Source organism: Soonwooa sp. (genome assembly GCF_030151385.1).
GTDB lineage: Bacteria > Bacteroidota > Bacteroidia > Flavobacteriales > Weeksellaceae > Soonwooa.
The window spans coordinates 1-23399 of record NZ_JASLDS010000046.1 but is presented as its reverse complement, the minus strand read 5'-3'; the positions used below and the strand labels follow the sequence as shown (position 1 = coordinate 23399).

The following is a 23399-nucleotide window of genomic DNA, read 5'->3' as shown; positions in this document are numbered from 1 at the left end:
ATAAATAACAAAAAAACCACTGAGAAAATCAGTGGTTTTTATATGATAACGAGGATTAATTAAATTTCTTTAAACTGCAATCCTTGTTCTTGCAATAACTTTTGCTCTTGCTCCTTGTAATAACCGTTTACCAGCTTGTCGTGAATTGCTTCAAAAGCAGCCAGAGTTTCGTTGATTTCGGCATCGGTATGAGATGCTGTAGGAATTAATCTTAGCAAAATCATACCTTTCGGGATTACCGGATATACAACAACAGATGTGAAGATTCTATAGTTTTCGCGAAGGTCTTTTACCAAAAGGGTAGCTTCTACCGGCGTACCTTGCATCATAACCGGCGTTACGCAAGTGTTGGTATCACCAATATTGAAGCCTCTTTCTTTAAGTCCGTTTTGTAATTTGTTTACATTTTCCCAAAGTTTAGCTTTAATCTCTGGACGTGTTCTTAATAATTCTAATCTTTTAAGTCCACCAATAACCATCGGCATTGTCAAAGATTTTGCGAAAATTTGTGATCTAAGGTTAAATTTAAGATATCTAATGATTTCTTTATCTCCCGCTAAGAAAGCGCCGAAACCAGCCATTGATTTAGCGAAAGTTGAGAAATAAACATCAATTTGATCTTGACATCCTTGCTCTTCTCCAGCACCAGCACCAGTTTCTCCTAAAGTTCCGAATCCGTGTGCGTCGTCAACTAACAATCTGAAATTGTATTTTTCTTTAAGCGCACAGATTTCTTTTAGTTTACCTTGTTGTCCTCTCATTCCGAAAACTCCCTCAGTAATTACTAAAATTCCTCCTCCTGTTTCTTCTGCTACTTTAGTCGCTCTTTGTAAGTTTTTTTCTAAACTTGCTATATCGTTATGCTTGTAAGTAAAACGCTTACCAGAATGCAATCTAACGCCATCCACGATACAAGCATGAGAATCCATGTCATATACGATAACATCATGACGATCTACCAAAGCATCAATGGTAGAAACCATACCTTGGTAACCGAAATTTAATAAGTAAGCTGCATCTTTTTTAACAAAGTCAGCCAACTCTCGTTCTAATTGCAAGTGTTGATCTGTTTCTCCAGACATTGCACGAGCTCCCATTGGGTAGAACATACCATATTCTGCTGCTGCTTTTGCGTCTGCTGCAAGAACTTCTGGATGGTTACAAAGTCCTAAATAATCGTTGGCACTCCAAAAGATAACTTCTTTACCTTGGAATTGCATTCTTGGTCCGATTGGGCCTTCTAATCGTGGAAATATAAAATAACCTTCGCCATAATCTGCAAATTGTCCTAATGGTCCAGGGTTTTGTTTAATTCTGTCAAAAATATCCATGTAATGATTCTTTATAAAAAATAAGCTCCCGATAAAAACCGGGAGTATTTTTATTTAATTATTTCTGTTTTAAAAACTTCTTCGTAGTTGTGGAAGCAGTTGTTGACAAAGCCTTGCTCTGCCATCCATTGGTCGCTATATACTTTTGTAATGTAACGAGAACCATGGTCTGGGAAAATTACAACAACAACATCAGTCTCTTTAAGAGGTGTGCTATTGGCATATTGTATAAGACCTTGCACAGCGGCACCAGTTGTGTAACCACCCATAATTGCTTCCTTAAGAGCGATTTCTCTTGTACGGTAAGCACTCATCTCATCATTAACTTTAATGAAACGGTCAATCTTGTCAAATAGAAGCGCGGAAGGAATTAAATTTTTCCCCATACCTTCAATTTGATAAGGATGGATTTCTGTTTTATCAATTTTACCTGTTTCATGGTAAGTTTTAAGAATAGAACCATCTGCATCAACACCGATAATTTGGATGTCTGGATTTTGCTCTTTTAAAAACTTTGCAGAACCAGTTAACGTACCACCTGTTCCAGTACAAGCCACAAGATGTGTAATTTTACCTTGCGTTTGTTCCCAAATTTCGGGACCAGTTGATTGGTAATGTGCATCAATATTTAATTCATTAAAATATTGATTGATATAAATAGAATTAGGCGTTTCGCTAGCAATACGCTTTGCGACTTCATAATAAGATCGGGGATCGTCAGCTGCTACGTTAGCTGGACAAACAAATACTGTAGCACCTAAAGCTTTTAGGTAGGCTATTTTCTCAGGTTTTGTTTTGTCGCTTACAGCCAGGATACATTTGTAACCTTTGATAATACACACCATTGCTAGAGAGAAACCCGTGTTGCCTGATGTAGTTTCTACAACGACAGAGTCAGGTTTCAATAGTCCTTTCTTTTCAGCACTTTCAATAATATGAAGTGCGATTCTATCTTTGGTAGAATGTCCAGGGTTATAAGATTCCAACTTAGCGTATACAGTCGCAGGAATGTCCTTTGTAACTCGGTTTAATCTAATTAAAGGAGTATTTCCTATTAAACCAAGAATGTTATCGTATACATTAGTCATTATTTAACATTTTTCTCACTAAAAAAACTGTTTGCAAAAATACAAAAAAAATAATAGAGAGTTAATTCTTATTGCTAAAAAAAATCAGCTATTACAATTTTTACAGTAAAATAGTCGTTGTGAAACTTTCAAATATTGCGCCAAAAATTAAAATTCTGTTAAAAGACGGACGAAAATCAGTTAAAAGTATTATTTTCGCACTAATTTGTGTAAAATATGAAGAATTGGACTTTTAAACAATGGAACACCGTTATTGGTTGGGGTGTTTTTGTTATTGCTTTAATTACCTATTTGTCGACCATCGAGCATCGATTGAGTTTTTGGGATTGCGGAGAATATATCTCTTCGGCAGTAAAGCTGGAGGTAACCCACGCACCAGGAGCGGCTTTGTTTCAATTGATTGGTGCTGTTTTTGCGATGTTCGCTTTTGGAAATTCGGAGAATTATGCATTGGTAATCAATGCACTTTCGGGCATTTGTAGTGCGCTAACAATTTTGTTCCTTTTCTGGACTATTACACATTTTGTACGACGTTTATTTAACAAAGACTATGATTTAACAACAGGTGAGCAAGTCGGAATTTTGTTCTCTGGTGCAATTGGCGCTTTGTGTTTTACATTTTCGGATACGTTTTGGTACTCAGCAGTAGAAGGTGAAGTGTATGCGATGTCTTCTATGTTTATTGCTTTAATTGTTTGGTTAGTTACCAAATGGGAAGACGAGTATCACGATTACGGAAACGAACGTTGGATTATTTTGACTTTCTTTGTAGTAGGGCTTTCTGTTGGGGTACACATGATGTGTATGTTGGCGTTGCCTGCTGCTTGCCTTGTATATTACGCTCGTAATTATAAATTCACTTGGAAGAATTTTATCATTGCTAACCTTGTAACTTTGCTTGTTTTGGTTGCTGTGTTCAAAGGTATTTTCCCTATTATTATGACGTTGTTCGGGAAGAGTGAAATCTTCTTTGTAAACGGAATGGGACTTCCTTTCCACAGTGGAACGATCTTCGCGTTTGTGGTTTTGGTATTGGTTTGTTTCTTCCTTATTAATTATTCTAGAAAAATAGGAAAGTCATTATATCAAACCATTGCTTTGTCGGTTGTATATATGATTATTGGTTTCTCTTGTTGGATGGTTATTCCGATTCGTGCAAATGCAAATCCGCCAATGAACCTTAATGATCCTGATAACGCGATTGGGATGTTAGATTATTATAATCGTGTTCAGTATGGTGATTGGCCAACTTTGTATGGTCAAAACTATACGGCTTATCTAGATTATAATGGAATTTTGAAAAATGAAGATGGAAGTTTTAAAACTACCAAAACGGGAGATATTTACGAAAAAGATGAGAAAACTGGTCGTTATCGTGTTGTAGGTGAGCGTATTAATTATGTCTATAATCCTGCACAAGTAAGCTTCTTGCCAAGAATGTTTAGTGAAGATAAAAGTGTTATTGCTAATTATATTTCGATGTATGGCGCACCAGATTTTACATTTAATTATGATAATGAAGATGCTGCAAATAGTAAAGAAGCACAACAATATTTTGATGGTTTAAGAAAGAAATTCGAAAGTGGAACTTTAAAAGCTAGCGATTATTATGATGCGAAACAGTTCGAGGTTATCAATGTCCAAAGACCTAGTTTGGCGCAGAATTTAGATTACTTCATCACATTCCAAAATTATTATTATTTCGTTAGATACTTGCTTTGGAACTTCTCAGGAAGACAAAATGATCTTGAAGGAAGTATGCAAAATACCAATGGTAACTTTATCACAGGTATTCCCGTTATCGACAATAGTCTTTGGGGAAATCAAAATGATATGCCGTCGAAATTCCGAAATACAAGTACGGTGTACTTCTTTATGTTGCCGCTTTTACTTGGTTTAATCGGGTTCTTCTTTCAATTGAACAGAGATTTTGGACGTTTTTATGCGATTTTATCCTTATTTATTTTAACCAGTGTTGCCATTGTTTTCTATACAGGTGTTAAACCTTTTGAAGTTAGAGAACGTGATTATGCGATGGTTGGTTCTTTCTACGCCTTTGCGATTTGGATAGGATTGGGCGCGGCGACTATTTTCCATTTGATACAGAAACGTGTTAAAAGTAATGGTGCCAATTGGGCTGTCGGTGTTGTATTGCTTGCAATTCCAATGATGATGGGCTTCCAAAACTACAACTCGCATGACAGAAGCAAAAGAAGTGCTGCTTATGATTACTCATATTCTTCGTTAAAATCTTTGCAAAACAATGCCTTGTTATTTGTATTTGGTGATAACGATACTTATCCAGTTTGGGGATTACAAGAGACAGAAGAATTCCGTTCGGATGTTAAAGTGGTTAACTTCACGTTGTTGGCAACACCTTGGTATATCGACCAAATGAAACGTCAAACTTACAAATCGGCTCCTGTGCCATCGACTTTTGTGCATGATGATTATCGTGACGGCGCCAATGACCAAGTCTATATTATGACGAAAAAAGATTGGCAAAATATCTTCGCTAATCTACAACAAGCTGGTGCGCCAGAAACTGAATTGGCGGAATATCGAAAATTCTTGACACAAGATTCGATGACGGTTAAAGAAGTTGTTAATTTCTTAAAACAAAAATCTGATAACAAAACTGAGATTTTGAAAATGATTTTTGGTGAAAATAGCAAGACAGAACGTTTCAACTTTATACCAGTTTCCAAATATGTATTACCTGTAAATATTGATAATGCTGTTAAATCTGGAATTATCACCGCAGCAGAAGCGCCTTTGGCTGAGAAATCGATTACGATCGAATATAAGAAGAACAGTATGTTCAAGAACAATTTGATGTTGTTGGATATTCTTGCAAACTTCGATTGGAAGCGTCCGCTTAACTTCTCAAATGGTGGAGTTTACGATTCTGAAAATGTATTCTATCTTCAGGATTATCTTCAATTGGATGGCTTTAGTTATCGTTTGGTTCCTATCAAAACACCAGAAAGTGATAATGGAGAATTGGGCCGAGTTAATCCTGACCAAATGTATAATGTTATTAAAAATTATAGATGGGGTAATTTCAAAGATCTGAATGTTCACTTTGATGTTGCAGGATTAGAAAATATTTTGGGTTATAGATTGTCTACAACGCGTGCTGCAGTTGCCTTGGCACAATCTGGTCAAAAGGCAAAAGCAATTGAATTGCTTAACTTAATTAGTGCAGAAATTCCTGAGTCCAAGTACAATGATCCACGTTCGGTAAGCGCTATTGCTTACGCCTATATCGTTGCTGGAGATGAGCAGAGAGGTCTTAAAATGGCTGATGCTATTAAGAAAGATATTTTTAAAGAATATGATTACTATTTAAGTTTGTCGCCAGAATTCCAAATGTATTCTGCTAGACAAATGAATGCGAAACCAATGGAATACGCTTATTTAGTCAATTCTATTTCGGATGCTTATCGATTAATTGGACAAAAAGATAAAGGTTATCAATATACTGTTAATGCTATTTCGGTGATTGATAAGCGTTTTGACAACTTTATTAAAGAACTGCAAATGTTAGGAAAAGAGAAAGCGTACAACAAGCTAGATCAGTCGCATAACATTACCAATTTCTATCAATATTTGTTCGATGTTACCAATAAGTATGACACAACTTATGCTTCCGAAAAAGAAGAACAAGTAACACGAGCTTTAATGAAAGTGGCTCAATAACATTTCAAAAAAAACTCTAAATAAACAGGTCTTAAGTTCTCTTGAGGCCTGTTATTATAACACACAAATGATAAAATATTTACAAAAATCTAACTTTCCACTTGGCATTTTTTTTCTTGCCATAGGCATTTGGTTATTCTTAGCTGGAGGCATCTACTATATCAACCAATTTGTTTTTACAGGAAATAATATTTTGTTTCCGTTTTCGGTAATCTATCCCTCTTCATTTTTGGTAACAGGCATTTTGTTTTGTTTGTTATTTCTTGGTGTTGGTTTGCTATCTTATAATAGTTATCGAAAGCTAAATTTTTTCTGGATTTATTTGTTGTGTGTGCTCCTTGTTTTTCTAGGAAATATGGGGCAAGGAAATATTGATATCGCCTTTCTACAGCCATTTTATTTTAAAGGAAGACAATATTATACTGATGCAATTAACATCGGAGATTGGCAAATTTGGTTACGTGATTTTAATAAAAACTTAGAGTCATTCCAGATGCATACAAGGACGCATCCTCCATATACCACTTTGATACATTACTTTTTTCTGAAACTTTTTAATGGAAATGTTTTAGGATTGAGTTTAGGATTTTTCGCTATTTCTGTGTTAAGCTTTCCATTGCTGAACATCCTAATGAAAAATTTTGACATCGAAAGCTCGCGCCGAAAACTGATGTTGTTGTTATTTGCTGTTATTCCATCTGTTAATATCTATATGTTGGTATCGATTGATGGATTGGTTTTGACGGCAGCGTTATTGTTTGCTTGCGGATTGTCCAAAGTTTTTGTTGATAATCGTCTAAACATTATTTCGATAGTGGCAATGTTTTTAGGATTGACATTTATGAATTTGATGTCCTTTTCAGGATTGTTCCTTATTGCATTTGCAGGCTTGTTATGCTTAGCAACTTTGTACAGAAAACAATTTTCAGTAAGCATTGCTTCTTTGTTAAGTGTCCTTCTAACAGCTGGATTTATCTTTTGGTTGTCAGATTTTACAGGAAGTAATTATTTAGAAACCTTTAGAGAAGCCAGCCATTCCGAAAACCCAAATGGATTTATGCTTTTGCATAACCCTACAATTTATTTCTTCACAAGATTGGAAGATGTTTGCGAGATTTTATTCTTTTTGTCATTAGGATATGTCGCTTATTTTTTTAGTTTTAAGAACGAAAAGATTAATTTCTTTGATGATAAGAAGATTAAAGTTTTTTCTTTTTCAGCTATTATAGCCTTAGCTGTTATGTTTTTAACGGGCGCTTATGGTACTGGCGAAACTGCAAGAGCTTGTCTTTATATTGTTCCGTTTTTTGTTTTGTTTTTAAAAAATATTGAAAGTAGAGATATTTCTGTCATATATTTTATGTGTCTTTTGCAAACATTCGGAATGCAATTAATCGGAAATTATTATTGGTAACTGTTAAATGAAAAAGTATTGTGCTTTTCTTCGAGGTGTTAATATTAACGGCGCTTCCTTGAAAATGAAAGATGTTTGTGACGTGTTTTCAAAAACGGGAATGCAGAATGTACAAAGTATTTTAGCAAGCGGAAAATATCCTTTTTGAATCTGAAAGTAAGCTTGAAACTTTAAAGCCAGTTTTGGAAAAAGCAATGTCTGTGGCTTTTAATTATGATGCTTTTTTATTTGTCAGAAGTTTAGATGAGATTGAAATTATTGCTGAAGCTATGCCTTTTGATACTAAAGACGATTTTCACAATTATGTTTTTATTTCGGATAAAGAAACAGCAAGAGAGCTTTTGACTTTTTTTGAAAATGCTAAAAACAAGGAGCAAGAATCTGCCAAAATTGTCAATGATGTGTTCTATTGGCAGACACCAAAAGGAAATACCGTGCAATCCGACTTTGGCAAAATTTTGGGAAAGAAAAGTCTGAAAGATAAATTAACGAGTCGTAACTTTAACACGATTCAAAAAATTATAACAAAACTTAAATAATCTTATGATACAGTATTTAGAAAACATAAAACATAAAGATTCCAAAAACTTCTTTTTAATTGCTGGACCTTGTATTATCGAAGGCGAAGATATGGCGCTTCGTATTGCAGAGAAAGTAATTGAAATTACTGATAAATACAATATTCCTTATATTTTTAAAGGAAGTTTCAAAAAAGCTAATCGCAGTAGAGTAGACTCTTTCACTTCGATTGGCGAAGAAAAATCTTTGGAGATTCTTAAAAAGGTTGGCGAGACTTTTAATATTCCAACAACAACCGATATTCACGAAAACGAACATGCAGCTTTGGCAGCGCAATATGTTGACGTGTTACAAATTCCAGCTTTTTTGGTACGTCAAACCGATCTTTTGGTTGCTGCCGCTAAAACTGGAAAATGTGTAACGCTTAAGAAAGGTCAATTTTTGTCACCTGAAGCGATGCAATTTGCGGTTCAGAAAGTTACAGATTCTCACAATCAAAAAGTTGCCATTATCGAAAGAGGAAATTCTTTTGGTTATACAGATTTGGTGGTAGATTACCGTGGGATTCCGACGATGCAACAATATGCGCCAGTTATTTTGGATGTGACACATTCTTTGCAGCAACCTAACCAAAACTCGGGTGTTACAGGTGGTCGACCAGAACTGATTGAGACGATTGCGAAAGCTGGTATAGCTGTTGGTGCAGATGGATTGTTTATAGAGACACATCCGACACCAGAAACCGCTTTGTCCGATGGTGCCAATATGTTGAGACTAGACAAATTGGAGGATCTATTACAGAAGTTGACGCGTGTAAGAGAAGCGATTATTTAAAATAAAAAAGGAGTTTGAAAATATCAAACTCCTTTTGTTTTTAGTGGAAAAAATTTTACAACAATTAAAAATCTGAATGATTATTAATATAATTATGCAAAGCTATGTATTTAGAAAATTGACTTTGGTAAAAAATATTAAAATTAGATTAAAAAATTTCTGTTTCTAAAGAATTAATGAATTAACCGATCTTTTCTAGCGCGCTCCAAAAGATTGTTCTTTAGTATGGAATCTCCTCTGAAAATATATTCTATTGAATCTCCTTTTCGTTTAGAAATTGAATCTCCAATTTTATAATTGTATTCTAGCAACATTTTCTTTCCATCACTGTATTCAACATAGAGAAAATTGTGCTCTCTTTCATTGTTATATATCCGATTAACTTTAGCGTATTGTTCTATAGACAACAATTTATTAATCGTAGATGTATTATTTGTAGCTACGAGATATATAATTAAAAGCACAAATAACAGTGTGAAAAACCTGAAAATAAGTTTCACAGTTTTTTTATCGGATTTATTATCGATCAAATCGAGAATATCATTTTCTTTCATATCACGTAAATTGTAGAGGCAAATATTTCAGATTAAGCTGTCGAAATTTAGTATTCTGAAAATAATTTTGTTTTTGTTAAATTAAATAAATAAAATTAAGAAACTTAAACAATCTTTTTACAGATTTCAACGTTTTTAGACTTTAGATAATCAACATTAATCGTATATTTAACGACCAAAAAAACGAAGCATTGAAAAATTATATTTCCTTATTTCTTTTGATGACGCCTTTGGCTGTTTTCTCTCAAATTAACCTAAAAGTATTGGACGAAGACGGCAATGCAATTGGCCAAGCAAAAGTGACTTATAACAATCAAGAATACCAAACCGATAACAAAGGTTTTATTAAAATCCCATTAGCGACCGAAGTTACAAGCTTGTCAGTGGAAAAAGAAGATTTCAAATCTTTTACAAAGCAAATTCCATTGACGCCAAAAACGCAAAACCTTAATGTGTTGTTTGTGCCTGTTGCTAAACTTAACGAGATCAAAGAAGTAATTTTCCAAAAGAAAATAAAACCAAAATCTAACGATCTTAGTTCTGTAGAGATTTCGCCAAGAGAAGCGCAAATTGTTGCCTCACTTTCTGGTGGTGTAGAAGGTTTGATCAAGACACTGCCGCAATTTAACTCCAATACCGAACTTAGTTCGCAGTACATGGTGCGTGGTGGTAATTATGACGAAAACCTTATCTACATTAATGATATAGAAATCTACCGTCCGTTTTTGATTAGAAACTCTTTGCAAGAAGGGATGAGTATCATTAACCCAGATATGGTTGGCTCGCTTAACGTATCTGCTGGAGGTTTCGAAGCGCGTTATGGCGACAAAATGTCGTCGGTGCTTAACATCTATTATAGACAACCGCGAGAATTAGAACTTTCTGGTGAAGCTTCTCTTATTGGAGGTCGTTTAACTTTGGGTGGAACAACGAAGGACAAGAAGCTTTCTGCGCTTGTGAGTGCGAGATATCGTAATACGAATTTGGTGCTAAATACACTTAATGAGGATACGGATTTCAATCCTCAGTATATGGATTTCCAATCTTATATTACGTATAAATTCAATGACAAGCTGAATGTATCGTTCTTAGGATATTTTTCTAAAAACGACTACGAGATGATTCCAAAACAAAAAGAAGTTGAGTTTGGATCATTGTTTCAGCCAATCCGTTTGACTGTTGGTTATAATGGTAAAGAGGACGATCAGTACAAAAACATGATGGGAACTTTGAGCTTTAACTATAAGCCGACCAAACAATGGAATCTTGGTGTTGATGCTTTTGCTTATCAAAATCGTGAGCGCGAATATTATAGCATTGCGTCAGGATATATGTTACAGGCTTTTGATCCCAAAACTGGAGATCCCGTAGCTTCTTATGATGCTGGAGGACAAATCGATCATGCCAGAAATGATTTACGTGTTCGTACGATGGGCGCACAAGCAAGAGCACGTTTTTCACCAAACGTCAATACAGACTTCGAAGTTGGTGTTAAAATCGAAAAAGAAAAATTACAAGATAATACTAACGAATGGCAATTGGTGGATTCTTTGGGGTACAGCACGCCAAGAGATTTTGTACTTCCAGGAAATCTAGATGCCTCTGCGTTAAAGTTAAAATACCACATTGCGGGCGTTAATGACATCGATGCTACGAGATTGTCAGCTTACGCACAATATTCTCAAAAATTCAATTGGGGAGATAACAAGGTTTTTGTTAATGCAGGTGTAAGAGTTCAGAATTGGAGTTTTACTAAAGAAACTTTGGTAAGTCCAAGAGCTCAGTTTGCGATTAAGCCAAACTGGGATATGGATATGTTGTTCAAATTGACAGGTGGTGTATATTACCAAGCACCTTTCTATAAGGAGATCAAAGACCTTAATGGTGATTTTAATCCGAATATCAAAGCGCAACGTTCTTACCAAATTATCTTGAGCAACGATTACGAATTCCGTTTAGGAACTGCTAAAGATTCAAAACCATTTAAGTTAACAACTGAAGCTTACTATAAGAAGTTTGATAATTTAATTCCATATTATCTGGATAATGTTAGAATACGTTATTCTGGTAAAAATAATGCGGAAGGTTATGCTTACGGATTAGATACAAGATTATTTGGAGAGTTTGTGCCAGGTGTAGATTCATGGATTTCTGCAAGTTATGCCAGAGTTTATGAAAATATCGAAAACCATGGTTATATTCCAAGACCGACAGATCAACGATTCAAGTTTTCGATGTTCTACCAAGATTATATGCCAAAATTCCCAAGTATGCGTGTTAACTTAACCTTGACTTACGCAAGTGGATTGCCGTCTGGTACGCCTGTGATGTTCGATAACAATGGACAGCCAGATTATTTGGCTGCGTATAATTATCAAAGAACTTTGCCTGCTTACAAACGTGTTGATATTGGTTTGACGAAGGTTTTCATCGATCAAAAAGACAACAAAGTGACAGGTGGTTTCTGGGGTAATTTCCGAGAATTGACTTTGGGCGTTCAGATTTTCAATGCATTTAATATTAATAACACTGTTGCTAATCAATGGGTGAATGATGTTAACAGCACCGCTTATTATCCAGTTCCGGTTCGATTAACAGGACGATTCTTTAATGTGAAATTAGAGTTTAAACTATAAAAAAATGCTTCGCGATTTTGCGAAGCATTTTTGTTTTAGGCTGTGCCCCTTCGCTCGGTAACTTCCGTCGCTTGCTACGCCGCGCCTCCAGTTCCTCGCTTGGGTCGGGCTGTTCGCTATATCTTGACGGGCTGGCTCGGACGGCTCCGCTGCGCTCCGCCGCCTCACTCGCCCACAAGGATGCCGCTGCCATCCCTCACAGAAAGTGATAATAAGAAAATTTTCCCATCCAAATCAGAATCCCGAAATTTGTCCATAAATTAGAAAACGTTATTTACGAATGACGAATGACGAATGACGAATGACGAATGACGAATGACGAATGACGAATGACGAATGACGAATGACGAATGACGATTTACGAATGACGATTTACGAATTAGGAATTAAGGACTGTGGTCACTGAGCGGAGCCGAAGTGAATGGAGGAGCATAATTATCTGCGAATTACAATTGAAGTTTTAGGAATTAGGAGTTAGATACTGTGGTTACTGAGTGGAGCTGAAGTGAATCGAGAAATCCTAATAATTAAGAATCGTAAATCTTAAATCGTAAATCTTAAATCGTACATCGTACATCGTAAATCATGCATCGTAAATCGTAAATCCAAAATCTGAAAAATAAAACAATAAAAATGAATATAATATTAGCATCGACTTCCACATTATATGGAGGACAATATTTAGAATACTTAAAACCAAAATTAGAAAAACTTTTCGCGGACGCTGATGAGATTTTATTTGTCCCATTTGCACGTCCAGGAGGCATTTCGCATGAAGAGTATACCGCAAAAGCAGCAAGTTTTTTTGCAACAATTGGTAAAAAAGTAAGAGGACTTCATGAGTTCGAAGACAAAGCCGAAGCCATCAACCAAGCAAAAGCTTACTTCACTGGAGGAGGAAACACTTTTCTATTGGTAAAGACATTGCATGAAGAACATTTGATGTCAGTTCTGAAACAAAATGTCGTTTCGGGGAAAGCATATTTAGGATGCAGTGCAGGAAGCAATATTGGTGGTGTTAATATGAAAACCACCAATGACATGCCGATTGTATATCCACCAAGTTTTGATTGTATGGGATTGGTTCCATTTAATATCAATCCACATTATTTGGATCCAAATCCAGATTTGCACCACAATGGCGAAACCCGCGAAACAAGAATCTTAGAATTTCTGACACAGAACAACCTTAAAGTTGTTGGCTTACGAGAAGGGAACTGGATCAGAAGAATTGACAACAAAATAACAGTTGAAGGCTCACAACTAACCCGAATCTTCGAACAAGGCAAAGAACCTTACGAAATCGAATCGGGCAGCGAATTATAAACACAAACAACGATGAAAAAGACAGCCTTTTTACCAGTTTTAGTTTTGGGACAGTTTTGTTTTGGTCAATACAATTTTAATCTCAAAAATGCGAGCAATGATTTCGATGCGAAAATCTCAGTTCAGAATTGTGAAGGCGATACCTGTAGCGGCGAAGGAACAATAAAATTAATCGATAAAAAAACGAAGAAGATTTTCCAAACTTTGACGTCGGAAGATTTGTACTTTTATCTCAACAAAAACCAAAAGCCAAGCGTCAATGTTATCGAAATGTATGGTGAGCAAAGCCCACTTATTTTTGGTGATTTCAATTTTGATGGTTCCGAAGATGTCGCTGTTCGTAACGGAAATCAAGGAAGTTATGGAGGGCCGTCTTATGATGTTTATGTTTATAATTCGACAAAGAAGCAATATGTTTTGAGCGAAGAATTAACGGATTTAACCTATGAAAATCTTGGGATGTTCGAGACCGATTCTAGCAAAAAACGAATTACAACTTATGCAAAATCAGGTTGTTGCTGGCATATAAAAACAGAATATGAGGTTGTGCCGAAAAAAGGACTTGTAAAGGTATCGGAATTTGAAGAAGATGCAACAGGTGGCGAAAACGTTAAAGTCATTACCAGAAATCTAGTAAAAGGAAAATGGCAAACAAAGACCAAAACCTATAAAATCAAAGATTATTACAAAGAATAAAAATGAAATTACAGAAAGAAATAGACTTTATATTGGCGGTTGATGCGCTAAAAAATGTTAACCGCAGAAATTATAATGCTGATGATAGCCGTCGCGAAAATACAGCTGAACATAGCTGGCAAATTATCATTTTGGCACAGATTCTTTATCCTTACGCTAAACAAAAAGAGCAAATCGATTTGTTACGTGTGATTAGAATGTTGTCAATTCATGATTTGGTAGAGATTCATGCAGGCGATACTTTTATTTTCGATGAAGCCTTAATGGAAGGAAAATTTGAGCGTGAAAAAATTGCAGCACGTAAGATATTCGGAATTCTTGGCGAAGATTTGGGAGAAGAATTTTACAATCTTTGGCTAGAATTTGAAGAAGAAAAAACAGCTGATGCTATTTTTGCTTGTTCTATCGACCGAATTATGCCATTCATCCTGAACTCTTACACAGAAGGGAAAAGCTGGACAGAAGCTGGTGTTACAGCGGAGCAAGCGCGCAAAATTATCGAAAATGCTGTGAAGCGTTCGTCCGACGAAATGGGTGAAGTTTTCGATATCCTTATTGACAAAAATATTGCTGAAGGACGCCTAAAATAATCCAATCTAGATAAAAATCAAAAAACGCAAAGCCAAAGCTTTGCGTTTTTTATGTTTAATAAAGTCCGTTGAAAAACTCTAAGAATTTAGATTTGACAGAATCCGGAAGTTTTTGAAAAGCCTCGTCTGTATAAGTTTTCTTAAAATTATCATCTTTATTTTTCCAAAGTTTGTAAGCTTTATTGTTAAAAACAACTAAGCCCCAAGCTTTTTCTAGAGGACTTTCGACGCCGTTTTCATTTTGCTCGATGTTGTAAAGGAAATCTGCGTTTCCATCTTTGTCAACATCACTGTACATCATTCGGTTGTTAACAAAAGAAAGTGATTTGTTAATCGGATGGGTAAACTTTTCACTGACAACTCTTGTGAAAGTTCCGTCACCATTTTTGCGGAATTTTTCAACATAAAGAACATCATTGTCTGCGCCCATTTTGTTTTTAGAAACGACTAAATAATTGTCGGATGTTTTGTCGTTAAGACCAATAGCATAAAGCTTTCGGTCACCAGAAAAATCCAAATCGGATTTGGTAAGATTGGTGGAAAAACCATCGGTAACTGTGCTTACTTGCGAGAATGCTAAGGGCGCGCTAAGGACGCCTAATACAAACATAATTTTTTTCATAAAGTTGTTTTTTTAGTTATTTTGTTCTTCTATTGTATTTAGTTTTTTCTTAGTTCTGACATCGATGTACCACGAAAAGATAAGTTCGATCATAAAAGAATAGGGTATCATAACGAAAATGCCCAGTAAAATATAACCGTGGTTCATGCCTTGCTCATCAACCAGCCAATCGATAAAGTCAAAACTGAAAATGTAGCTTAAAGAATATAAAATCGAAATGATGAAACTTCCCAATAATACAGTATAATTGAATTTCTTTGGTCGTTTTTTTCGGACTTTTACAACCCAACGATAATGCAGGTATGCCATTGCTACAAAGAGAATACAAGAAATCCCAAATGGATCAAGCATGATCAAAAACTTTGCAAGGAGCGATAATTTTTTAGAATAAATAATTTCGAGATTGTCGTGGGATAAATGCTCAATGTCTATTTGATAGTCGTTATTTTCTAATTTTTTGGCACTTCCAATATTTGTTGATCTCAATTCGGTGTCGGGTGTCAAATGCAAGAAGACTGTAATCGGACCAAAAGACTTCCAATATTTTGACGGATACAACGCATATTCAATTTTGAATTCTCGCAAAATACCATAGACATTATATTCTGGCGTTCCAATATATTCTAAGGTGATGGTATTTTCGCCTTTGACGATTGGTGCATCAAAATACAAATTCCCTTCAATAGGGATTCTATAATCAGTCTCACCATCGAAACTGACTTTTTTTTCGGTACCAATATCATTAACAGGCTTCAGAAACGGAAACTTGTCAATCGAATTTTTATTACTGGATTGGTAATTTACTTTTTTACCATTCACCATAATGTAGTCTGGAGTTGTAAGTCCAGTACCGATAAAAAGCAAAGGCAGATTCGCTGTTTTTGCACTTTTTATTTTATAAGAAACTTTGTAATGCAAATCAAACAACTGATACTCATTATACTTTGTAATCGCTGTGATATCTATCCTTTCGCTGATGACGTCACAATCTTTACTTCCCAATAATGTTGAGCCAGTTGAGCCATCCACCGTAGGTTTCGCCATGTTTGCCCAAACGAAAGTATTGACAAACAAAAATAAAATGAAACTGGAAAATCGTATTGCTTTCATTTATTTAATTCGGTTAAAATCAAAATTATAGACATCATTTTTCATAATAATATCATTAACAAAACTAGGATTGGTGTAGATACTTTCCTTTTTTTCTACATCGATAATAAAGTTTTTGTCATTACCAATATCCTTTCGAATTTTCTGTTTTTCCTTTTCGTTATCTGTGATAAAAAATACAGTTTTCATATTAAGATTGTTGTAACCTTCATTAGCTTGATCTTCGGAATATTTTGCGTTGCCAAGTGTGTTATCATCTGCGCGATCTTTAGGTTCATCCAACATTATAAGATCCCGATGTTTGTTAACGAAAGCGCGCGGAAATAGATAAGAAATTGGCTGCATTGCCACCGTTTTACTAAAAAATTTAGCGATAGAAGACCTTTTATCAAGATCGGGATAGAAAAGAAATGTTTTAACAAAAGATAGATAATTCGAATTATAAGCTCGCAGTCCAACATAAGCCGTTTTGCCATCGGAGACAATGCGTGTTTCTTCCAGATGTTGACCTTCTTGACCTAGTATCTCTTTTGGAGCGATACTGTTGACATATTCAGCGTGTTCGCCATATTCGACTTTATCGGGAGGGAAAATGTATTGCTCACTTTCAGGTTTTATAAAATGACTTTTTCCAAATCCTAATCTGTCAATCGCAATTATGTGATAGCGAGAATTGGTGTTTTTATTTTTGAAATAATCTAAAAAATAATTTGAGCTTTTTCCGCCATCGTGCAATAGAACTAAGTAAGGCTTTCTCTTATTGGTATTAGGATCAAGCTCTACATTTCTATTAAGTTTATTGGTCAGATAATAGATTTGGTAGCCACGCAGAAATATTGAATCGTAAACAGGAGGTTCTAGATTTTCTTTTTTAAAAATGCTGTTGATTTCTTCCTGAGAATAGGACTTATAAAGAAAATGGTATTGCACCCAAATGTACAAAAACCACAGTACGACAATAGATAAGCCGATCCAAAGGAATTTTTTCATATTGTATTTTGTTTAAAAATAAAAATATATTTCTAAATATTAAAAGCTTTTGTTAAATAATTGAGGATTTATACATGATTTTTTGAAATGAACGATGCTTTTGGTTTTAAAATTTCTTACTTTGGAAGTGTTAATATTTTTCAATTAAAAACATAAAATGAAAATCATCCAAATTTGCTTATTATCAATGTGTTTTTTGGGTTCTTGTTCTGACAAAACGCCAAAGCAAACGTCGTCGACCGATACTGTTGTAAAACCAGAAGCTACCTCGGACAAAATACCATCGCAAGAAGAGATTGCGAAAATGCTTCAATTAAAGAAAGTTGAGAAAGTCGTAAGTTTTGATAAGGACAAATTGACCTTGCCTTTTAATATTAAAATGAAAGCTAAAAACCGAGCAGAATCTCTGTTTATGTGGCAAATTGGTGATTTGGAATTAAATAGCGAAAGTGATAATTTTTTTGCTTTTGGTTTTGAAGATGAGTTAAAATATAAGGATGAAAATATCGATCAAGGTGCCATGAATCTTGTGTGGACGGACAAGGAAGATGCGGTGACTATTGAGAAAGTTAAAAAACAACTAAAAGATGTTGATGCGATTTATTATTCGGATAACGAAAGTCTTATCTTTCGAGATCGAGGAACTGTCAATTGTATTTATTTCAAATATTTAAAAGATAAAAAAGCCTTTGCTGTGTTCTATTCGGCAAATGAACATTTCTCATTTGACCTTGATATTCCTCAAAAATTGGAGCTTGCGATTGGTCAATTGTCATTGGCGAAAAACTTTTTTAAGTCAGAGCCTGTTGCGCTGCCGAAAGAGTGGGAAGCTTACGAAAAAAGTTTGAATAGCTTGGATTTGGAAACCGTCAAAGAAACAAAATCCGAACTCTTAACAAGCTTAGAATCTGCCAAAGAAAGGCAATTTTCGAAATTGAAATTAATGTCAATGGAAGTGATGCCAATTGCGACGGATGATGGAAAAGCTTGGGCGAGCATTCAAAATTATTATTCTAAAAAGATAAAACAAGTCGACGAAAATATGTTTCCAAATGCTGAATACTATTTGTTTGCAAAATATAAAAGTTTTAGAGTAGAATATTCGGATGCAGATTCGATGATTTTGGAATTGACAGACGCTTTTGACCACGTCGCTTATGCTGCCATTCTGAAAACTAAAATCCAAAATAAAGATGTGCTTTTAGCAACACAAAATATCTCCAATTGGGTTAACGATCGACATTCCAAAGAAATGGCTTATTTTTATTTAGCGATGTTTCGACATTTTTCGAAGTAGGATATTAATGTCAAATTTTGTTAATCGCTTTTTAGGTATAGTCAAAATCGCTTTCATCTTCATTTCTTCGACCATCCCAAACAGATAAGATTATTAGTTCTTTTGAACTAAACGCTTATTTATGAGAGATATAACGGAAATAACGTAAGAATTTTAAGTAAAAAATATGGGAACAATTAAAAATGGATTTTGGAAATTAGGATTTATTTTAAGTCCTGAAGAATTTTCGGATTTTGTAAAATATTGCGAAGAACTAAAAATCAAATTTGTTGTTCAGAATGGTCAAGATATCCACAAAGAATATCAAAGGTTTTACAACTCACTTGTTTCTCAAGAAAAGCCTAAAAATTACCTGAAACAAGCTAATATTTCTTTCATTAACATAAAAAGTTTTGTTTGCAGTTTGTCCATTGAAAACGGCATTGGTTTTATAATAAATCCTGCAAATATGGTGCATTGGCCATATTATAGAGAAGCGGTTCGAATTAATTCTTGGGCTGTACAGATAACACTGCAAAAAGGTGTCAGCGTTGATATGGAAGATAAAAAAGGAAAATATTTTATATATAAAGACATACAATTGCATTCACCAAATTCTTACCCTTTATACCAAAATTTAACTTCCTATATAAAAAGTAAAACAAAACCATTACGATTTAAGGCGCACATTATTGATGATATTGAAGAAATAAAACCGCCTATAAGAATAAGTGAGCAAGTTGCGAATGATTTAGCAAATAGTTGGATTTTCAAAAGTTTTGAATTCCAAATGATGAGTTACAGACAGAAAAATAATTGATATTCTTAAGTAAGATTAAATATTATACTATTCTATGATTTAGTGCTGGAGGTAGAAAAAAGGCTGCCATTCAGAGCGAAGCGAAGAATCTTAAATTGAGATTCCTCCTTAGTCGGAATGACAAAAAGTATGTTGGAATTGTGAGTTATGACTAGTAATGTTCGATTTCATTTTCAACTTCCTCGTTCGAAAATATTTCGCCTTTTGAATATTCTTCTCTAGCTTCTTTAATTCTGTCTTTTTGTTTTTGAGATAACTCAAAAACTTCCTCATTAAGCTCAAAATCAAGAAGTTTTTTCAATTCCTTAACAATCCGAATTTCCTTTAATTCAGTTATTTGGTTAATTAATTCAAGTTTTAATTTTAATTCAGCTGGACTCACTTTGCAAAATGTTTAATTCAAATTTAAGCAAAAAAATATGATATTTTTTAAAGTTAGTATTTCGGCTTTTGGAGAATCTTTGCCATGTCAAATGCTGTAATATTTAAACAAAGGAAACACAGATATTTTTATCTAAATTTTATTAATTGGTTTTGTCGCTTAATAAAAAAAGAATCATTATTTATTGGTTTGTAAATAGAATCACCTTTTTTGATGGCGTAGTAATATTCCTGTGGTAAGTTCGTTTTTTTTAATCCATTACTTAGATAGATTGAGGTTACTCCATGATTTGTATAATCGTGGGATAGGCTATCAACAGTTCCTGAAAATTCAGATTTATACCAATTTTCTTTTACTATCATTCCTTGCTTTTTAGAAAATTTAGGCACGAAATAGAAGCACAGCACTACAAATAATAGAACGCCTAGACCGATTGCTATATTAGCCTTTTTATTGATTTGAACTCCAAAAAGATTTTCAAGCATTTTTTTTGACATAAATATCAATTTTCAAGCTATGTTGTAAAGGCAATTTGAATTTTTTAAATATTAACTAATGTGTATATGTTTTTGTATTTATGTAATTAAGGTATAGTTGTTATACGACAAATTTTAAATTTTCCATCAAATTTTTCAAAATAAATTATTGCGCTTCCTCCTTCAAATCCTGTTTTTTTATTAGGTGCAGCTGTAAGATAGGATAAAGTGTATTCTTTAGTTTCGGTGTCATATAAGTACTTCCCTTTTTTTAATTTATTGACATCTAATAAATTAATTACTTCTATGAGATTGTTTTGTATAAATGTTCGATTTTCTATTTTCGGATTTAATAAATCTCCTATTTTCTTTTCACAAATATCACAATATACAATATCTGTAAAATATTCTTGTAATTTTAGATTTTTGTCAACAATATTCGATTTATAAATGTGATTAATTTCTTGTACTTCTTTAAGTAAAGTTTTGATTATTTCTGGCTTAGTATTTCCTTGAGAATATAAGCTTTGCGAAGTAAATATTGTTATAATTATCAATATGATTTTCATAGCATTGTTTTTTTGAAATTATAAGAACCAAGAAAGGTGAACGGTAATGAATCAATTTATCTTTTTTCTAAATAAATTTAATAAAAAACCTCAAATTCTCTCCAACTCGTCAGCGCTAATCACTGTTTTGAAAGTTCCGTAATTAACCGTGATTTTATTCTTGTTAATCATTTCGATGGTTCCAACACTCGTGCTTCCCGAGATGCGAACACGTTGTCCAATTTTTAACCAAAGCGCACGTTCTTTTTGACGTTTTTCTTCGATTTTTTCGTTGGTTTCAGCAATCTTTTCAATGACTTCTTCTTTCTTGAGTTGTTGCGTAATTTTGCGTTTTACAACTTGCAGACGTTTGGATTCATCCTTGTCGGCGCCAACTTTTCGGAATTTTTCTTGTTCCAAAAGTTTAACAAAATCTTTAACCACATCTTTACGCGATTTTCCTTTGGTATAGCTGTCTATAAAGGCTTCGACTTTGTTTCCGAATTGCAATTTGCGATGTTCGTCTTCATACAATTTTTGAAAATTGAAAAGCTTTTGTTGTAATTGTTCATTTAGTTTGTGAAGATTGTCACGTTTGTCTTCAACAGATTCTTTTCGAGTTGTAAGGTCAGATTTTAGTTTTTCAACTTCATATTTTTCTTGTTGAAGTTTTACAATCGTTTTGTCAAGATTAACAATGTCGTGCTCAACTTTCTTTTTTGCATTATGAATGATGAATCTCGGAATTCGATTTTTCTCCGCAACTTCAAAAGTAAATGAACTTCCTGCTTGACCAATCTCCAATTTGTACATCGGTTCCAAGGTTTCTTCATCGAAAAGCATTGCTGCATTCATCGCATGTGGAAGTTGCTCTACAACCAATTTGATGTTGGTATAATGCGTTGTTATAATCGCATAACTTCCTTTTTCGTAGAAAAATTCTAGAAAAGCTTCTGCCAAGGCGCCACCTAATTCTGGATCAGATCCTGTCCCGAATTCGTCGATTAGCAATAACGTATTTTCGTTGGCTTCGCGAATGATGCTCGCCATTTTTTTGAGTCGGGAAGAGTAGGTCGAAAGATGATTTTCAATCGATTGGTTGTCGCCGATGTCCGTCATTAATTTGTCAAAGAAAAACATCTCCGACTTTGGATGAACAGGAACCAAAATCCCCGTCTGAATCATCAACTGAAGCAAACCTAAAGTTTTTAACGTAATCGATTTTCCTCCAGCATTTGGCCCCGAAATACAAATGATACGATTCTTCTCAGAAAGTTCTAAAGTCTGCGAATATATCTCTTTGTTTTCGGCTTTGTTTCTTAACCAAAGTAAAGGATGGAAAGCATTAATCAGTTTTAAACTTTTGTGACGATTGATCTTTGGCAAAATACCATTGATCATTTTGGCAAACCTTGCTTTTGCACGGATAATGTCAAGCTCAAAAATATAAGCCTGATAATCTTCTAATTGCGGTTGGAACTCTGCAAGTTCAGCAGTTAGCTTTCTAAGAATTCTGTCAATTTCTTTTTTTTCTAATTCTTCATTTTCACGAAGACGAAACTGATGATTAACGACACTTTCTGGTTGGATGTAAGTGATGGATCCTGTTTTGGAAACACCTAATGTACGACCTGCAACTCTTTTTTTGTAACCAGATTTAACAGCCAAAACGCGTTGGTCGTCGATAATACTTTCACGAATGTCATCTAGAAAATCACCTTGCGCAAGTGAAGATAATGCGCGATTAAAATTCTCTTGAATGGCTTTTCTGGCATGTTGGATTTCGCCTCGAATCGTTTTTAAATCCGTTGAAGCATCACTTTTAACTTCACCAAAACGGTTAAAGACTTTAGCGATTTTGTCAATGATTTCTTTTCTAAAATCTAAATCTTTAACATCATCATTGAGACTCGGGAAAACTTCGATTAGTTTTGGAAAGTAATTTTGAAGCTTGCCAACTTGCTCTGTTAAGTTTTTAATTTTGATAAAAGCATGATTTTCTAATCGGAAATTTTCGATGTGCATTACTTTTAATGCATCTTCGATATCCTCATATTCATCAAACGGAATAGCGTTTTCGCTTTCATAGGAGCTTAGGAACTCCGATGTTTTTTTCAATGACAATTCGGCTTCATCAATTGGCATTGGTTGAAGCTCTAGGATTTTTTCGGATATTTTGGGAGAGTAGGCTAGTGGCGCGATTTCGGCCAACAAGCGCGGAAACTCTAGTTCTTGTAAATTTTCTTGACTGACTTGCACAATACAAAGATAAGAAATTGAAGTGATAGGTAATAGGTAATAGGTGATAGGCAATAGGTGTTATTTGTTATGTGTAAGGTGGCAGTGGATCAAGAACAAAACCTGGGGACTAAGCAAAAAGATTGGATAATCTAAATAGAAAAAAGGATCTATCTTTTACGCCGCGAAGTTGTAATCTGAAGTTTTTGATTTTGGCATTGAAACTTTCTGCTGAAGCATTTGTGCT

Annotated in this window: 21 protein-coding genes and 1 pseudogene; 11 read left to right on the top strand and 11 right to left on the bottom strand. The window is 34.5% G+C overall.

Features of this window, described 5'->3' with window-relative positions; all coding sequences use genetic code 11:
* Positions 1-59 precede the first annotated feature (59 nt).
* On the bottom strand, positions 60-1331 hold the full coding sequence (locus Q1V95_RS08335) for an aminotransferase class I/II-fold pyridoxal phosphate-dependent enzyme (RefSeq protein WP_300672637.1): 1272 nt from the start codon (positions 1329-1331) through the stop codon (positions 60-62).
* A 50-nt stretch (positions 1332-1381) separates the two neighbouring features.
* Positions 1382-2419, bottom strand: coding sequence for a cysteine synthase family protein (locus Q1V95_RS08330; RefSeq protein WP_300672635.1), 1038 nt, complete (start codon positions 2417-2419; stop codon positions 1382-1384).
* A gap of 216 nt (positions 2420-2635) precedes the next feature.
* On the opposite strand from Q1V95_RS08330, the gene Q1V95_RS08325 reads away from it, so the two are divergent.
* The 5 genes from Q1V95_RS08325 to kdsA all read left to right on the top strand — a co-directional run bounded on the left by Q1V95_RS08325 (position 2636) and on the right by kdsA (position 8888).
* A complete protein-coding gene (locus Q1V95_RS08325) occupies positions 2636-6121 on the top strand; it encodes a DUF2723 domain-containing protein (RefSeq protein ID WP_300672633.1) in 3486 nt (1161 codons plus the stop codon).
* A gap of 67 nt (positions 6122-6188) precedes the next feature.
* Positions 6189-7535, top strand: a complete 1347-nt coding sequence (locus tag Q1V95_RS08320; RefSeq protein WP_300672631.1) for a hypothetical protein — start codon at positions 6189-6191, stop codon at positions 7533-7535.
* 7 nt (positions 7536-7542) lie between these two features.
* Positions 7543-7683, top strand: a complete 141-nt coding sequence (locus Q1V95_RS08315) for a DUF1697 domain-containing protein (protein ID WP_300672629.1) — start codon at positions 7543-7545, stop codon at positions 7681-7683.
* Positions 7684-7717: 34 nt separating this feature from the next.
* Complete coding sequence (locus Q1V95_RS08310; RefSeq protein ID WP_300672627.1) at positions 7718-8074, top strand: DUF1697 domain-containing protein; 357 nt, start codon at positions 7718-7720, stop codon at positions 8072-8074.
* Between the two features lie 4 nt (positions 8075-8078).
* A complete protein-coding gene (gene kdsA / locus Q1V95_RS08305; protein ID WP_300672625.1) occupies positions 8079-8888 on the top strand; it encodes a 3-deoxy-8-phosphooctulonate synthase in 810 nt (269 codons plus the stop codon).
* A 173-nt stretch (positions 8889-9061) separates the two neighbouring features.
* Here kdsA and Q1V95_RS08300 read toward each other — a convergent pair whose 3' ends face one another.
* Positions 9062-9442 (bottom strand): hypothetical protein, encoded by a 381-nt coding sequence (locus tag Q1V95_RS08300; protein ID WP_300672623.1) that lies wholly within the window; start codon positions 9440-9442, stop codon positions 9062-9064.
* Between the two features lie 221 nt (positions 9443-9663).
* On the opposite strand from Q1V95_RS08300, the gene Q1V95_RS08295 reads away from it, so the two are divergent.
* The 4 genes from Q1V95_RS08295 to Q1V95_RS08280 all read left to right on the top strand — a co-directional run bounded on the left by Q1V95_RS08295 (position 9664) and on the right by Q1V95_RS08280 (position 14690).
* Positions 9664-12078 (top strand): TonB-dependent receptor plug domain-containing protein, encoded by a 2415-nt coding sequence (locus tag Q1V95_RS08295; RefSeq protein ID WP_300672806.1) that lies wholly within the window; start codon positions 9664-9666, stop codon positions 12076-12078.
* Positions 12079-12711: 633 nt separating this feature from the next.
* A complete protein-coding gene (gene pepE / locus Q1V95_RS08290) occupies positions 12712-13404 on the top strand; it encodes a dipeptidase PepE (RefSeq protein WP_300672622.1) in 693 nt (230 codons plus the stop codon).
* A 12-nt stretch (positions 13405-13416) separates the two neighbouring features.
* Positions 13417-14100, top strand: coding sequence for a hypothetical protein (locus Q1V95_RS08285; protein WP_300672620.1), 684 nt, complete (start codon positions 13417-13419; stop codon positions 14098-14100).
* Between the two features lie 2 nt (positions 14101-14102).
* Positions 14103-14690 (top strand): HD family hydrolase, encoded by a 588-nt coding sequence (locus Q1V95_RS08280; protein WP_300672618.1) that lies wholly within the window; start codon positions 14103-14105, stop codon positions 14688-14690.
* Between the two features lie 55 nt (positions 14691-14745).
* Here Q1V95_RS08280 and Q1V95_RS08275 read toward each other — a convergent pair whose 3' ends face one another.
* From Q1V95_RS08275 to Q1V95_RS08265, 3 genes are read right to left on the bottom strand one after another with little or no spacing between them, the layout of a single operon-like run.
* On the bottom strand, positions 14746-15312 hold the full coding sequence (locus tag Q1V95_RS08275; protein WP_300672616.1) for a hypothetical protein: 567 nt from the start codon (positions 15310-15312) through the stop codon (positions 14746-14748).
* 12 nt (positions 15313-15324) lie between these two features.
* Positions 15325-16422, bottom strand: coding sequence for a hypothetical protein (locus Q1V95_RS08270; RefSeq protein WP_300672614.1), 1098 nt, complete (start codon positions 16420-16422; stop codon positions 15325-15327).
* Positions 16423-17412: a hypothetical protein gene (locus tag Q1V95_RS08265; protein WP_300672612.1), complete on the bottom strand. Its 990-nt coding sequence runs from the start codon at positions 17410-17412 to the stop codon at positions 16423-16425.
* A 157-nt stretch (positions 17413-17569) separates the two neighbouring features.
* Here Q1V95_RS08265 and Q1V95_RS08260 point away from each other — a divergent pair, with 157 nt between their 5' ends.
* Together Q1V95_RS08260 and Q1V95_RS08255 are read left to right on the top strand one after the other, a co-directional pair.
* A complete protein-coding gene (locus Q1V95_RS08260) occupies positions 17570-18709 on the top strand; it encodes a hypothetical protein (RefSeq protein WP_300672610.1) in 1140 nt (379 codons plus the stop codon).
* 166 nt (positions 18710-18875) lie between these two features.
* Positions 18876-19508, top strand: coding sequence for a hypothetical protein (locus Q1V95_RS08255; protein WP_300672608.1), 633 nt, complete (start codon positions 18876-18878; stop codon positions 19506-19508).
* A 151-nt stretch (positions 19509-19659) separates the two neighbouring features.
* Here the strand turns inward: Q1V95_RS08255 and Q1V95_RS08250 are convergent, their stop codons facing one another.
* The 5 genes and pseudogenes from Q1V95_RS08250 to Q1V95_RS16290 form a co-directional block, all read right to left on the bottom strand.
* Positions 19660-19890, bottom strand: coding sequence for a hypothetical protein (locus tag Q1V95_RS08250; protein ID WP_300672606.1), 231 nt, complete (start codon positions 19888-19890; stop codon positions 19660-19662).
* 128 nt (positions 19891-20018) lie between these two features.
* The gene (locus Q1V95_RS08245; protein WP_300672604.1) at positions 20019-20387 is read right to left on the bottom strand and encodes a hypothetical protein; all 369 of its coding nucleotides are present in this window, start codon (positions 20385-20387) and stop codon (positions 20019-20021) included.
* An 86-nt stretch (positions 20388-20473) separates the two neighbouring features.
* The gene (locus Q1V95_RS08240) at positions 20474-20935 is read right to left on the bottom strand and encodes a hypothetical protein (RefSeq protein ID WP_300672599.1); all 462 of its coding nucleotides are present in this window, start codon (positions 20933-20935) and stop codon (positions 20474-20476) included.
* A gap of 90 nt (positions 20936-21025) precedes the next feature.
* Positions 21026-23173, bottom strand: a complete 2148-nt coding sequence (locus Q1V95_RS08235; protein ID WP_300672804.1) for a DNA mismatch repair protein MutS — start codon at positions 23171-23173, stop codon at positions 21026-21028.
* 109 nt (positions 23174-23282) lie between these two features.
* Positions 23283-23399: pseudogene (locus tag Q1V95_RS16290) on the bottom strand (DDE transposase); the annotation flags it as partial.

Bases quoted from the DNA above. Each gene is read 5' to 3' on its own strand.
- Q1V95_RS08255 (WP_300672608.1), top strand. From the start codon at position 18,876: ATGGGAACAATTAAAAATGGATTTTGGAAATTAGGATTTATTTTAAGT.
- Q1V95_RS08265 (WP_300672612.1), bottom strand. From the start codon at position 17,412: ATGAAAAAATTCCTTTGGATCGGCTTATCTATTGTCGTACTGTGGTTT.
- Q1V95_RS08315 (WP_300672629.1), top strand. From the start codon at position 7,543: ATGAAAAAGTATTGTGCTTTTCTTCGAGGTGTTAATATTAACGGCGCT.
- Q1V95_RS08260 (WP_300672610.1), top strand. From the start codon at position 17,570: ATGAAAATCATCCAAATTTGCTTATTATCAATGTGTTTTTTGGGTTCT.
- Q1V95_RS08275 (WP_300672616.1), bottom strand. From the start codon at position 15,312: ATGAAAAAAATTATGTTTGTATTAGGCGTCCTTAGCGCGCCCTTAGCA.
- Q1V95_RS08320 (WP_300672631.1), top strand. From the start codon at position 6,189: ATGATAAAATATTTACAAAAATCTAACTTTCCACTTGGCATTTTTTTT.
- Q1V95_RS08245 (WP_300672604.1), bottom strand. From the start codon at position 20,387: ATGTCAAAAAAAATGCTTGAAAATCTTTTTGGAGTTCAAATCAATAAA.
- Q1V95_RS08240 (WP_300672599.1), bottom strand. From the start codon at position 20,935: ATGAAAATCATATTGATAATTATAACAATATTTACTTCGCAAAGCTTA.
- Q1V95_RS08325 (WP_300672633.1), top strand. From the start codon at position 2,636: ATGAAGAATTGGACTTTTAAACAATGGAACACCGTTATTGGTTGGGGT.
- Q1V95_RS08270 (WP_300672614.1), bottom strand. From the start codon at position 16,422: ATGAAAGCAATACGATTTTCCAGTTTCATTTTATTTTTGTTTGTCAAT.
- kdsA (WP_300672625.1), top strand. From the start codon at position 8,079: ATGATACAGTATTTAGAAAACATAAAACATAAAGATTCCAAAAACTTC.
- Q1V95_RS08295 (WP_300672806.1), top strand. From the start codon at position 9,664: ATGACGCCTTTGGCTGTTTTCTCTCAAATTAACCTAAAAGTATTGGAC.
- Q1V95_RS08280 (WP_300672618.1), top strand. From the start codon at position 14,103: ATGAAATTACAGAAAGAAATAGACTTTATATTGGCGGTTGATGCGCTA.
- Q1V95_RS08330 (WP_300672635.1), bottom strand. From the start codon at position 2,419: ATGACTAATGTATACGATAACATTCTTGGTTTAATAGGAAATACTCCT.
- Q1V95_RS08300 (WP_300672623.1), bottom strand. From the start codon at position 9,442: ATGAAAGAAAATGATATTCTCGATTTGATCGATAATAAATCCGATAAA.
- Q1V95_RS08335 (WP_300672637.1), bottom strand. From the start codon at position 1,331: ATGGATATTTTTGACAGAATTAAACAAAACCCTGGACCATTAGGACAA.
- pepE (WP_300672622.1), top strand. From the start codon at position 12,712: ATGAATATAATATTAGCATCGACTTCCACATTATATGGAGGACAATAT.
- Q1V95_RS08285 (WP_300672620.1), top strand. From the start codon at position 13,417: ATGAAAAAGACAGCCTTTTTACCAGTTTTAGTTTTGGGACAGTTTTGT.